This is a genomic window from Pseudogemmobacter bohemicus, from assembly GCF_003290025.1.
Classification (GTDB): Bacteria; Pseudomonadota; Alphaproteobacteria; order Rhodobacterales; family Rhodobacteraceae; genus Pseudogemmobacter; species Pseudogemmobacter bohemicus.
In genome coordinates, this window is record NZ_QNHG01000001.1 from 1,627,567 (window position 1) to 1,639,145 (window position 11,579).

The following is an 11,579-nucleotide window of genomic DNA, read 5'->3' on the forward strand; positions in this document are numbered from 1 at the left end:
TTGGGGGCCAGCCCCGCTACAAAACCAGTTTTCACACCTCTGACTGTAGCGATCAGGCCCCTCACCCGCAAGCGCAAAGCGATTCGCGGGACGGGGATTTTTTGCCTTCGTGATCGTCGCACATGTCCTATATTCCTCTTTCGCCGTTTATGCGGCAGATTTCGCATAGCCATCTGAAACTGATTTCGGACCAGGGCACCCCCCTGCCCGATCCGGTTAACAAATGGAAAGTGCTGCGTGATCTGTCCAAAGGCCAGGCAGCTTTTGGGGTCAACGAACGGGATCTGACCGTTCTGCAGGCCCTGCTGAGCTTTCACCCCGAGGATGACATCAGTGGCGCTCCGACAATCGTCTTCCCTTCGAACAAAACCATCTGTGACCGGCTGCATGGCATGCCCTGCTCGACGATGCGGCGACACCTTAGGCGGCTGGTTGATGCCGGACTGATCAGGCGCAAGGACAGCCCCACCGGAAAGCGTTACATGCGCAAAGGCCGTGAGGGTGAGACCGCTTTCGGCTTTGATCTCTCGCCATTAAACCGGCAGGCAGACATCATTGCCCGCGCCGCTGATGAAGCGCGGGAAGCCGAATGCCAGCTCAGGCAGAAGCGTGAAACCATCAGCCTCATGCGCCGTGACATGATCGCGCTTGAAACCCTTGGCCGAAGCGAAGCCCCCGACCATGGCCTTTGGGACAAGCTCGGCGATGCTCTCGCGCTTACAGGCAGAAGCTTGCGCCGCAAGCTTCTCGCAAACGCATTGGATGATATTATCACAAACTTCACAGCGATAATTGCCGAAGCGCAAGCGGTGCTGTGCCCTGCTCAAACGCCCATTCCGGGCACCGACGACGCTCAAAATGAGCAGCGCCTTCTTAATTCAAATAAAGACTCTCAAGAATCTGAATCGGACATATTGATAAGCCCACCGGACCAACCACAAACAAACAAACAAGATGCTGAGAAGCGGTTCTCCCTGCCGTTGAGCCTTGTCACAAGCGTTTGCCGAAGCTTCCAGGACTTTTATCCTGAGAGAGTGCAAAGCTGGAATGAACTGTTCAATGCAGCCTCAGACTTGCGACCCGCAATGGGCGTTAGCATGCCAGCGTGGCAGGAAGCCATAGCGCGAATGGGGAAAGACATCGCCGCGGTTACTCTGATGGCAATGTTGGAGCGGTTCTCAAAGATCCGAAACCCTAGTGGATACCTTCGCGCTTTGAGTGTCAAAGCCACCAAGAACACCTTCACCCCTGCCCCGATGATCATGGCTCTATGCCGTGAACGGAAGGGTGCTTAACAGCTGTTAAAGTCGCCCAAATGCAACCACAATCAGCCTCACTCACGACCTTAACAGCTGTTAAGGTCATATTTCGCAAATCACGCAAACTGTCGAGCGGTGCCATCACGCCGGAAACGGAACAAGTCCGTCTCGGAGTGACTGTCATGAACACTGTGGAAATTCTGGAACCCGTGCGCCCGATGCGCAGCGGTTACAAGGTGGATGTCAGTCGGGGAGAGCGCAACGGGCGGGTGTCTTCGGAATGGTGCAACCGCCCTGACGACGAGCGCAATCTCTCGCTCGATGAACTCTGGGCTTCGTGAACGGCATCAGGGCGGCGCGGCAGCAGATCCTGGCCCGGGACGATGAGGACCGCGAGACCTTCCCGCGCAAGCGCGGCTTCTCGAAGACGGATACCGCCAGGATCATCGACACGGTGCTGGTCGAAGAGGGCCCCCGCATGAAAGCATCTTCGACTTCGTGCAGGGGATCACACGTCTGGCACGGACGAAGACCCAGCAGGACACGCGCCTCGACCTCGAAGGCAGGGCGAAGAGACTGCTCGACCGCGTGGGCTGAGACCGCTCGTCGCATCACCGATGCTTTTCCTCCCCATGCGGCAATCTGCGGCTTTTCGAACGGGTTTCAGTCCTGTCCCTGCAGTGAGGTGGTTGATCATAGACGTGCTACCCTCCGATCAGGGCTGCAAACTGCGCAGCACTGGCTCGGCTTTCATCCGTTCGAACAGGGCGCCAAAATCCTGCCCGTCTGGCGCGAACGGGCGCACCCCGGCGGCCTTAAGGTTCGCCGCACAAGTGTGGCGATGGATCCCGAATTCTGCCTGCATCTGCGTAAGTGTCAGAAAGCGCCGGTTAAAGTCAGCGATATCTGCCTCAGAAACATAGAGAAGCCGGACATTCGTTCTGGGGTGCTGAACCCATGTTGCGCTGGCGTGGCCTGCCTCAAACAGCGTCTGGAACCAGCCTTTTGACCTCATTCCGATGCCTCGGGCGAAGGCCGAGGCAGGTCGTTCCTTCAGTGGGATACCACCCTCTATACTTGGCGGTAACTCTCTCGTCAGCCTTGGTAGCCCGTCAACTTCTGCCATCAAAACCAGGAAGGATCGGTAGCCATAAACTCCGGGAGCGCGGCCCAAACTGAGGTCGCCTCTTCGAGCAGCTTCTATGATGTCACCCACGCGCAGGCGTCGGCGTTTGCTCGCAGCCTGAATGTCTTCCCAATGCTCGTCATCCGGAGGCATCGTTATTGCCAGCAGTCCGAGTTCTCTCAGAAACGCATGACCATCCGCGACTCTCCACGGTGAATTGATCTTTGGTTGTGAGATCCGTGGCACCAGAACCGCATCCTCGCGCAGGGATCTCAGCTGGGCCTTTGTCGCGCCGATGGCGTCCTGCATTTCGATAGGCCCGACAAGGTCCGGAATTTCGGCCAACATTCCCGCATACTGCACGGCATCGAATATGGTTGCGCGCCATTGAACCTATTCGGACAGGAAGATGCGGCTATCTATATCCGACCACACAGCTTCCTCTATTTTGGGCCGTTCTGGCGGCGTGACGTAGATGCCCAGCCTAAGAGTTCTTTCTCGAACATGACAGGTGGCTGTGACGGCTTGCAGGAATGCAGCGGTCGTTGGAGACCTAATGTATCGACGTGAGGTCACGGCCTCTCGCCGGAAATGGTAATAATCTCGGTGTGATTTGAAAGTCGGGCTTGAAATGTCTTTCATCACGATTTGGCTCCCGCAGGACACGTCGAAGATGATCAGTGTCGTAATTGCTTCACCGCTGTGCCACGATGTCGGCTAACCTCCTGAAACGTGCATCTGTCGCCAACGATGGGTCAGCTTCCACGATGGTATCCAGCACCTGTGAAAGATCGTAGGGGGCATCTCTGGGTTCATCAGCAATTATGCCGTTCAGCATATCCAAGGTCTCCGATGGGAAGCGCAGGGACAGGGGCTCGTCTCCACCCATTTCCCTAGTAAAGCCGAGCAGCCAATGGTGAGCACCCCGTATCGGCACCAAGAACTGTCGAACTGCTCTGAGCGCCTTAGGGAAGGCCGAACTCGCATCGTCCAATATGGATACCCAGGCCCTTGATGCAGACTCGATCTGAAACTTCACTTCCTGTGGCCAGAAATTCTGGATGAACGGAAGGGCAAACCGGTTCCAGCCATCATCGTTTTCCTTTCCAACGCGTCCGATGAAGTGAATGACATGTTCACGGCTAGCATCATCCATGTTTCGCAGAGCATCCCTCGCCTGGGCAAACGTGATCCCATCGGTCTCATCGGATGTAAAGGCAGCCCTTCTCGAACTTGCCCGTAGTCAAGACAGACCAAAGCCCCTCGGTGGCCTGGCCAATCGGCCCATTGATTGCGTGATCCAACGTCCTCCTCGAACGTTCAACCGGGATCCCTCCGACCGTCACGGTTCCCATCCCGCTCTCGGTGTCATGGCCGCCACTGGAAACAAGTCCGCCCACAAATCGATCAAATACCATATCGGCCAAATCCGGTTCGTGACCATGACGTCCGGGGTATTTGTCACGGAGCCAGTTTCCAAGTGTATGGTGCATCTCCACCATAATGTTCGATGGAAGCTGAGAAATCCGATGGCAGAAAAGCCTGGTCAATCGTAGCCTCGCTCCATCTGGCCATTGACTGATCAGTGCAGACCAAAGACTGGTCGGAAACTGATCTCGCTTTGCTGCATATGCCAAGGCGGCCAATGCACGGCCAGGGTGGCTTTTCACCAAGCCCCGGAATGGACGGCGTTCCGTGAAACTTTCCCATTCTCGTGTTGAATGTGTGATCGCCGCTGGAACGATCTCACCAATGGGCAATCCAGTAAGTGAAGTTGGGTCCTCATCGGTCCCAACCCATCGAACCTTGGATGTTCGGAGTGCTACAACAGTGGTAGCCCATCCATCCAGTTGCATATCGACAGCTTCAAAGCTTCAAGCTTTTCCTGGTAGTGGGGTAGAAGCTCACAACCTTGGCTGCTCAGCCAACTAAGGTAACGCGCTGCAATCTCTGGCCGGTTGGATTTGTAATCCTCATCCGATTCATTTTCAGTTTTATCCGGCCCACTCAACAAACGTTTGACGATTTTTTTACGTTCATCGGGACTAAAGCCGTTCCAGCGGTCATGCAGCAAAAACAACATTTCACGCCTGAGATCAAAGTTCCAGAAGGAGCCCGAATGCATCTCGAGGAGATGCTTTGCGACCTCTGATGCGGTGAATACCTGAGGGTTATTCCAGATGAACAGCCGGAGTTTGTCGAAGAAGAACCGGTCGGGTGTGGGCCATGTCTCGCTGTATGACTTGATGAGGCAGGGGTTCAGTGACGCCAATCGGCCAAGTAGGTCCAGCATGGACGAAAAGAACATAGCGGATTCGTTTAGGTGAAGATCATCATCGCCATAACATCCCGGGTCGGATAGGAGGTCGGAGTTTCGAACCACCTGGTGTTCCGCTCGGTCAGCATGCGGGAAGCTAGGATCGCATTCTGTTGGGCACTGAGCCAAATTTCTGGAACAATGGTATCAGGTATGGTCAGTGGATCGCCATGATGACTGGGGAATACCACCTCGACCCCTGCCACATCCTTAGACGACGTATCGGGCCAAGCACCAAACGGAGGCTTTGCTCGACCCAGTGCAAGTGGAACATCAACTTTGAACCTCGGTCTAGTGACCTGCTCGTAGTCTCTCAGGACGTTGAGGGTCGAACCCTCCCGCTTGACCCGCTCACGTAGGTCATACCACCCCATATCGTGAGCGCCGGTATTCTTCCCTTGAAGAACTTCGAGAATGATATTCCAGAGCCGTCGAGCATCATCTATCAGATTGTCGGATTTGCGTATCTCATGTGTAAGATTCCGGAGTAGCTGCGGGTGGACGAACGACGGTGCGGTTCAGTAGAGCGGCTTCGAGATCAACTACCGCCCGCACCACCGGGCTGGCTACCTGCGATGCGGCCGCGCCGGACCAGCCGGAGTACCAGCTGACTGAGGCGACAAAGCATCTGGAAACGGCAATCGAGGTATGGGTGGCCGCTGATACTGCCGTGGCTGGCGCCATCTTCCGGGTTCGTCCACAGTCATCCGGGCAGCACAGCCTTCTGCGGCAGTGCTGCCCGGCACAGAAGAATATGCTGCGCCAGCCCGTAATTCGACGATTTTGAGTGGTACTTTCCCCGCAAACTAAAGCGAATTCGGCACAATTCGGATCACTCTGAAAGGGATCCGGTCAGACATACTGGCTGGTCCCGTTTCCGAAACGTGTCGGATGCAGGGTTGAACGCTGATACAGCAACGGGAAGGTGAGATGGCTCTCAAACCGCTGAACGATTTTCGCTACATGTCCTTTGATGTCGTGGGCACATTGATTGATTTCGAAGGGGGGCTGGTGGGCAGCCTGACGGATATCGGTCGTGACCATGGTGTTGAGGTCAATGCGGCCCGCGCTCTCGACCTTTATCGCAGCGCCCGTTACATGCCCGATGTCGGCCATTTCCCGGATGACCTTATACGGGTCTACAAGGTGATCGCGCCTGATCTCGACCTGCCGGCGACCGAAGAGCTGGGTCAGCGGCTGCGCGATTCCGTGCCGGGCTGGAAGGCCTTCCCGGATGCGGCGGCGGCCATGGCAAAGCTGAAAACGAAATACCGCCTGATCGCGATGACCAATGCGCAACGCTGGGCGTTCGAGCATTTCAGCGCGGCGCTTGGCCATCCCTTCCACGCGGCGTTCACGGTGGATGATGCCGGCACCGAAAAACCCGATCCGGCTTTCTTCCACAAGGTGTTCGAGTTCGTTGCCACTGAGGGCGCCACGAAGGACGACATCCTGCATGTGGCACAGAGCCAGTATCACGATATCGGCGTCTCGCGCGATCTGGGCATGACCAATTGCTGGATCCAGCGCCGCCACGCCCAGAAGGGCTATGGCGGCACCATCGAGCCGAAGGAATTCACGAAACCCGACTACCACTTCACCTCGATGGCGGAGCTGGCGGCGGCAGCCGTGGGCTGAGCCCCCGCGCGGGAACAACAATCCGGCCCGGAAAACGGGCCGGTCACATTTACAACAGGGAGACTGCGATGACGGAAAAGACATCCAACTGGACCGGCCGCGATGACGCGATGGTCGAATCCATGATCCGCCGCGGCGCTACCCGCCGCGATCTTCTGCGTATGTTCATGGCGGGCGGCATGTCGCTGGCCGCCGGCTCGCTGGTGCTGGGCCGCGCGACGGCGGCGCTGGCCGATACTCCGGTCACGGGGGGGCATTTCAAGGCGGCGGGCTGGTCGGCCTCGACTGCTGATACGCTGGACCCGGCGAAAGCCTCGCTCTCGACCGATTACACCCGCTGCTGCGCCTATTATAACCGCCTCAGCTTCATGGTCGAAGACGGTTCCATAGAGATGGAGCTGGCCGAGAGTATCGAATCCTCGGATGCGAAGACCTGGACGGTGAAGCTGAAATCCGGCGTCACCTTCCATAACGGCAAGACGTTTGATGCCGAGGATGTGGTCTATTCGCTGAACCGCCACAAGGATCCCGAGGTCGGCTCGAAAGCCGCCGCGATGGCCGGACAGATCGCCGAGGTCAAAGCCATCGACCCGACGACTGTGCAGATCACCCTGGCCGAACCGAATGCCGACCTGCCGATCCTGTTGTCGATGCATCACTTTATGATGGTCGCCAACGGCACCACCGATTTCACCACCGCCAACGGCACCGGCGCGTTTGTGTCGGAAGTGTTCGAGCCGGGCGTGCGCTCGATCGGGCGGCGCAATGAGAACTATTTCAAAGCGCAGAAGGCCCATCTCGACAGCTTTGAATATTTCGGCATCGCGGATGAGACGGCGCGGGTGAATGCGCTTCTGTCCGGTGATGTGCAACTGGCGGGTGCAGTAAAACCGCAATCGGTGCGGCTGATTGAAAGCCAGCCGGGCTTTGTCGCGCAGCGCAATGATGCGGGCAATTACACCAATCTCAACATCCGCCTTGATATGGACCCGGGCGAGAAGGCCGGTTTCATCGAGGGCGTCAAATACCTGATGAACCGTGACCTGATGGCGAAATCGGCGATGCGCGGCATGGCGACCATCGCGAATGACCAGCCGGTCTCACCCGCCAGCCCCTTCCACAACGCCGAGCTGAAAGCGCGCGAATACGACCCCGAGCGTGCAAAATCGCTGTTTGAAAAGGCAGGCCTTCTGGGCAAGCCGGTGCCGCTGGTCACCTCTGAAGCCGCGCCTTCGGCGGTGGAGCTGTGCATGCTCTTCCAGCAGGCCGGCACCGAGATCGGCATGAATTTCGAGCTGCAACGCGTGCCCGCCGATGGCTACTGGTCGAATTACTGGCTGAAAGCGCCGTTCCATGTCGGCCATATCAACCCGCGCCCGACGCCGGACACGCTGTTCTCGCTGCTTTACGCATCGGATGCGCCGTGGAATGAAAGCCAGTTCCGCAGCGAGAAGTTCGATGCGATGCTGGTCGATGCCCGTGGCGAGCTGGACTTTGCCCGCCGCAAAGAGATCTATGACGAGATGCAGGTCATGGTCTCGAATGAGGCGGGAACCGCGATCCCGCTCTGGATGTCGATCATTGACGGGGTGTCGCCGCGCCTGAAAGGGCTGCGTCCGAACCCGCTGGGCAACCAGATGGGCTTTGCCATGGCAGAGTATGTCTGGCTGGCCGACTGATCGCTTGTAACCTGGCGTCTCCCGGGGGCTTTGCCTGCGGGAGACGTTTTCCATTCGCGAAAGGTCACCCATGAATTCTCAGATCAGGTCGCTGATCCTTGCGCGTCTCGGGATCGCCGTCATCACGCTGATCATCGTCAGCTTCATCGTATTCGCCGCGACCGAGATGTTGCCCGGCGACATCGCGCAGATCCTGCTGGGCCAGGCGGCAACACCCGAGGCCGTGGCGGGGTTGCGCGAGGCGATGGGGCTGAACGATCCCGCTTTCCTGCGTTTCCTGCGCTGGATGGGGGGGCTTTTGCAGGGTGATCTTGGCAAGTCCTACGCCAATAACATGCAGGTGGCGGATCTGATCGGCGGGCGGCTGGCGAATACGCTGCAACTGGCAGCGGTGACCGCGCTGTTTTCCGTGCCGGTGGCGCTTTTTCTGGGCATCACCACGGCGATGTATCAGGGGTCCATCTATGACCGGGCGGTGAATTTCATGGTGATCGGGGTGATCTCGGTCCCGGAATTTATGATCGCAACACTGGCCGTGCTGGTCTTTGCGGTCTGGTTGCAATGGCTGCCCGCTTTGTCCTTCGCCAATGATGTCAAAAGCTTCTGGGAGCTTTTGCGCGCCTATGCCATGCCGGTGATCACGCTGAGCTTCGTGATCTCGGCCCAGATGATCCGCATGACGCGGGCGGCGGTGATCAGCACGCTGGGCGCGCCCTATGTTGAGATGGCGCTGCTGAAAGGCGCGTCGCGCCCCAGGATGGTCTTGCGCCATGCGCTGCCGAATGCGGTCGGCCCCATCGTCAATGCGGTGGCGCTGTCGCTGTCTTACCTGCTGGGCGGCGTGATCATTGTCGAGACGGTGTTCAACTATCCCGGCATCGCGAAGCTGATGGTCGATGCGGTCGCCACCCGCGACCTGCCGCTGATCCAGACCTGCGCCATGATCTTCTGCCTCGGCTATCTGATACTGATCACGCTGGCCGATATCATCGCCATTCTCTCCAACCCGAGGCTGCGCAAATAATGGCCATTTCCTTCCCCACCCCGCGCCGCCTCGGCTATCGTTTCAACCTCGTGGGCATCGTCTCGGCGTTCGTCGTGCTGGCCTGGGCGCTGATCGCGATCTTTGCGGCCTGGCTTACGCCTTACGGACCCGGCGAAGTGGTCGATTTCGATTATTTCGGACCGATTTCCTCGCAATTCTGGCTGGGGAGCGATTATCTTGGTCGCGATATTCTGTCGCGGATCATCATCGGCACCCGTTACACGGTCGGCATTTCGCTGGCGGCGGTGCTGATCGCCTGTTTCACCGGCGTGGTGCTGGGGATGACGGCGGCGGTGATCGGCGGCTGGTTCGACACCATCCTCAGCCGCTTCCTCGATGCGCTGACCTCGATCCCGTCGAAACTGTTCGGGCTGGTGGTGGTGGCGGGGATCGGCTCGTCGATCCCGGTGCTGATCGGGGTGCTGGCGGTGATCTATACGCCCGGCGCCTACCGTTTCGCCCGTGCGCTTTCGGTCAATATCAATACGATGGAATATGTCACCGTGGCGCGGGCGCGGGGCGAGCGCACGCTCTACCTGATCCGCCATGAGATCCTGCCCAACATCACCGGGCCGGTGCTGGCCGATATGGGGCTGCGTTTTGTCTTCATTGTGCTGCTGCTCTCGGGCCTTTCCTTCCTTGGCCTCGGCGTGCAGCCGCCGAATTCCGACTGGGGCTCGCTGGTGCGCGAAAATATCGGGGCGCTTTCGTTCGGAGCGCCGGCGGTGATCATGCCCTCCATCGCGATTGCCACCCTGACGATCAGCGTCAACCTGTTGATCGACAACCTGCCCGTCAAGATCCGCGACAGGAGTGAATGATGTCAAACCTCGTTGAAATCAGGGATCTTCGGATCGGTGCGCGCACCGATTCCGGGCGTGAGGTGGAGATCATCAAGGGCGTCAGCCTTGATGTGGCCCAGGGTGAGATCGTGGCGCTGATCGGGGAATCCGGTTCCGGCAAGACGACGATTGCGCTGTCGCTGATGGGCCATGCGCGGCCCGGCTGCTATTTCGCGGGCGGCTCGGTCACGGTGGCGGGGCGCAATATGACAGCCTTGCGCGAAAGCGAACGCGCGAAGCTGCGCGGCACCGATGTGGCCTATATTCCACAAAGCGCGGCCGCCGCCTTCAACCCGGCGATCAGGCTGATCGACCAGGTGATCGAGGTGGCCAAGATCCACAATCTGATGCCTTTGGCAGAAGCGCGGGTCAAAGCGGTGGAGCTGTTTCGCGCCCTTGCCCTTCCCGATCCCGACACGATTGGCGAGCGGTATCCGCACCAGGTCTCCGGCGGGCAGTTGCAGCGCCTTTCCGCTGCGATGGCGCTGATTGGCGGGCCGAAGCTGGTGATCTTTGACGAGCCGACCACCGCGCTGGATGTGACCACCCAGATCGAGGTGCTGCGCGCCTTTAAATCGGTGATGAAGGCGGGCGGCATGGGCGGGGTTTATGTCTCGCATGACCTGGCCGTGGTGGCGCAGATTGCCGACCGGATCGTCGTTCTGCGCGGCGGCGAGGTGCAGGAGGAAGGTACGACCGCCGCTATTCTCGACAATGCCCAGCACCCCTATACCCGCGATCTGCTGGCAGCCTTCCATCCGGTCACCCATGCGGCTGTGGCCCTGGCGGAGAGCGCGACGCCGATCCCGCCTGCTCTGGAAGTGCGTGGGATATTCGCAGGTTACGGCCCGATTGATGCGGATGGGCTGCCGCTGAAGCAGGTCTTGAAGGATGTCAGCTGCAAGCTGGAAAAGGGCCGCAACCTTGGCGTGATCGGCGAATCCGGCTGCGGGAAATCCACGCTGGCGCGGGTGATCGCGGGCCTTGTGCCGCCTGCCAAAGGGCAGATCCTGCTGAATGGCAAAGAGATGGCGGGCGATCTGAAAAAGCGCAGCAAAGAGGAGCTGCGCCGCTTGCAGATCGTGTTCCAGCTCGCGGATACCGCGCTGAACCCCTCGACCCCGATTGGCGAGATCCTCGGCCGCCCGCTGACCTTTTATCACGGGATGAAAGGGGCTACGCGTGATGCCCGGGTGGCGGAGTTGCTCGACATGGTGCATCTGCCGAAAACCATGCGTCACCGGCTGCCATCCGAGCTGTCGGGCGGCCAGAAACAACGGGTCAACCTGGCACGCGGCCTGGCCGCCAACCCCGAGGTGATCCTCTGCGATGAGATCACCTCGGCGCTGGATGCGGTGGTGGTGGCGGCGGTGATTGAGCTGCTCAAAGAGCTCCAGCGCGAATTGCAGCTGTCTTACGTGTTCATCAGCCATGATCTGGCGACGGTGCAGGCGATCTGTGACGATGTGATCGTGATGAATGGCGGCGTCAATGTCGAGACGCTGCCCGCCGCCGACATCATGGCGCGGGCCGAGCATCCCTATACGCGGCTTCTGCTGGCCTCGGTCCCGAAACTGGACCCGGCCTGGCTGGACAGTCTGGCGGATGATCCGGCGTTCGAGAGGGCAGGGCGCAGCTCCCTTCTGGCACAGGTCTGAAATGGAAAAAGCCCC

10 protein-coding genes and 1 pseudogene are annotated in these 11,579 nt (G+C 59.0%); 8 read left to right on the plus strand and 3 right to left on the minus strand.

Annotated elements, in window-relative coordinates; translation table 11 throughout:
• The first annotated feature begins 122 nt into the window (after positions 1 to 122).
• The 3 genes and pseudogenes from repC to DRF71_RS28485 form a co-directional block, all read left to right on the plus strand.
• The gene (gene repC / locus DRF71_RS07830) at positions 123 to 1,295 is read left to right on the plus strand and encodes a plasmid replication protein RepC (protein WP_112309840.1); all 1,173 of its coding nucleotides are present in this window, start codon (positions 123 to 125) and stop codon (positions 1,293 to 1,295) included.
• A gap of 146 nt (positions 1,296 to 1,441) precedes the next feature.
• On the plus strand, positions 1,442 to 1,600 hold the full coding sequence (locus tag DRF71_RS27340; RefSeq protein ID WP_157970983.1) for a hypothetical protein: 159 nt from the start codon (positions 1,442 to 1,444) through the stop codon (positions 1,598 to 1,600).
• A pseudogene (locus tag DRF71_RS28485) lies at positions 1,591 to 1,856 on the plus strand (DUF932 domain-containing protein); the annotation flags it as partial. The gene DRF71_RS27340 and the pseudogene DRF71_RS28485, both read left to right, overlap by 10 nt.
• Before the next feature lie 118 nt (positions 1,857 to 1,974).
• Here DRF71_RS28485 and DRF71_RS07840 read toward each other — a convergent pair.
• The 3 genes from DRF71_RS07840 to DRF71_RS07855 all read right to left on the minus strand — a co-directional run bounded on the left by DRF71_RS07840 (position 1,975) and on the right by DRF71_RS07855 (position 4,693).
• Positions 1,975 to 2,730, minus strand: a complete 756-nt coding sequence (locus DRF71_RS07840; protein WP_232831353.1) for a hypothetical protein — start codon at positions 2,728 to 2,730, stop codon at positions 1,975 to 1,977.
• Positions 2,731 to 3,079: 349 nt separating this feature from the next.
• Complete coding sequence (locus DRF71_RS07845) at positions 3,080 to 3,541, minus strand: hypothetical protein (RefSeq protein ID WP_112309842.1); 462 nt, start codon at positions 3,539 to 3,541, stop codon at positions 3,080 to 3,082.
• A gap of 666 nt (positions 3,542 to 4,207) precedes the next feature.
• Positions 4,208 to 4,693, minus strand: a complete 486-nt coding sequence (locus DRF71_RS07855) for a hypothetical protein (RefSeq protein ID WP_112309844.1) — start codon at positions 4,691 to 4,693, stop codon at positions 4,208 to 4,210.
• 939 nt (positions 4,694 to 5,632) lie between these two features.
• Between DRF71_RS07855 and DRF71_RS07860 the strand changes: the two genes are divergently transcribed.
• The 5 genes from DRF71_RS07860 to DRF71_RS07880 all read left to right on the plus strand — a co-directional run bounded on the left by DRF71_RS07860 (position 5,633) and on the right by DRF71_RS07880 (position 11,564).
• Positions 5,633 to 6,340 carry an HAD-IA family hydrolase gene (locus DRF71_RS07860; RefSeq protein ID WP_112309845.1) on the plus strand — a complete coding sequence of 236 codons (708 nt, stop codon included), beginning with the start codon at positions 5,633 to 5,635 and terminating at the stop codon, positions 6,338 to 6,340.
• Positions 6,341 to 6,408: 68 nt separating this feature from the next.
• Positions 6,409 to 8,019 carry an ABC transporter substrate-binding protein gene (locus DRF71_RS07865; RefSeq protein WP_112309846.1) on the plus strand — a complete coding sequence of 537 codons (1,611 nt, stop codon included), beginning with the start codon at positions 6,409 to 6,411 and terminating at the stop codon, positions 8,017 to 8,019.
• Positions 8,020 to 8,089: 70 nt separating this feature from the next.
• Entirely contained in the window at positions 8,090 to 9,043 is a 954-nt protein-coding gene (locus tag DRF71_RS07870) for an ABC transporter permease (RefSeq protein WP_112309847.1), read from the plus strand.
• On the plus strand, positions 9,043 to 9,885 hold the full coding sequence (locus DRF71_RS07875; protein ID WP_112309848.1) for an ABC transporter permease: 843 nt from the start codon (positions 9,043 to 9,045) through the stop codon (positions 9,883 to 9,885). The genes DRF71_RS07870 and DRF71_RS07875 overlap by 1 nt, the downstream gene beginning before the upstream one ends.
• Entirely contained in the window at positions 9,885 to 11,564 is a 1,680-nt protein-coding gene (locus tag DRF71_RS07880) for an ABC transporter ATP-binding protein (RefSeq protein ID WP_112309849.1), read from the plus strand. Before DRF71_RS07875 ends, DRF71_RS07880 begins: the two co-directional genes overlap by 1 nt.
• Positions 11,565 to 11,579: the final 15 nt, after the last annotated feature.

Bases quoted from the DNA above. Each gene is read 5' to 3' on its own strand.
- DRF71_RS07865 (WP_112309846.1), top strand. From the start codon at position 6,409: ATGACGGAAAAGACATCCAACTGGACCGGCCGCGATGACGCGATGGTC.
- DRF71_RS07870 (WP_112309847.1), top strand. From the start codon at position 8,090: ATGAATTCTCAGATCAGGTCGCTGATCCTTGCGCGTCTCGGGATCGCC.
- DRF71_RS27340 (WP_157970983.1), top strand. From the start codon at position 1,442: ATGAACACTGTGGAAATTCTGGAACCCGTGCGCCCGATGCGCAGCGGT.
- DRF71_RS07855 (WP_112309844.1), bottom strand. From the start codon at position 4,693: ATGTTCTTTTCGTCCATGCTGGACCTACTTGGCCGATTGGCGTCACTG.
- DRF71_RS07845 (WP_112309842.1), bottom strand. From the start codon at position 3,541: ATGGATGATGCTAGCCGTGAACATGTCATTCACTTCATCGGACGCGTT.
- repC (WP_112309840.1), top strand. From the start codon at position 123: ATGTCCTATATTCCTCTTTCGCCGTTTATGCGGCAGATTTCGCATAGC.
- DRF71_RS07875 (WP_112309848.1), top strand. From the start codon at position 9,043: ATGGCCATTTCCTTCCCCACCCCGCGCCGCCTCGGCTATCGTTTCAAC.
- DRF71_RS07880 (WP_112309849.1), top strand. From the start codon at position 9,885: ATGTCAAACCTCGTTGAAATCAGGGATCTTCGGATCGGTGCGCGCACC.
- DRF71_RS07860 (WP_112309845.1), top strand. From the start codon at position 5,633: ATGGCTCTCAAACCGCTGAACGATTTTCGCTACATGTCCTTTGATGTC.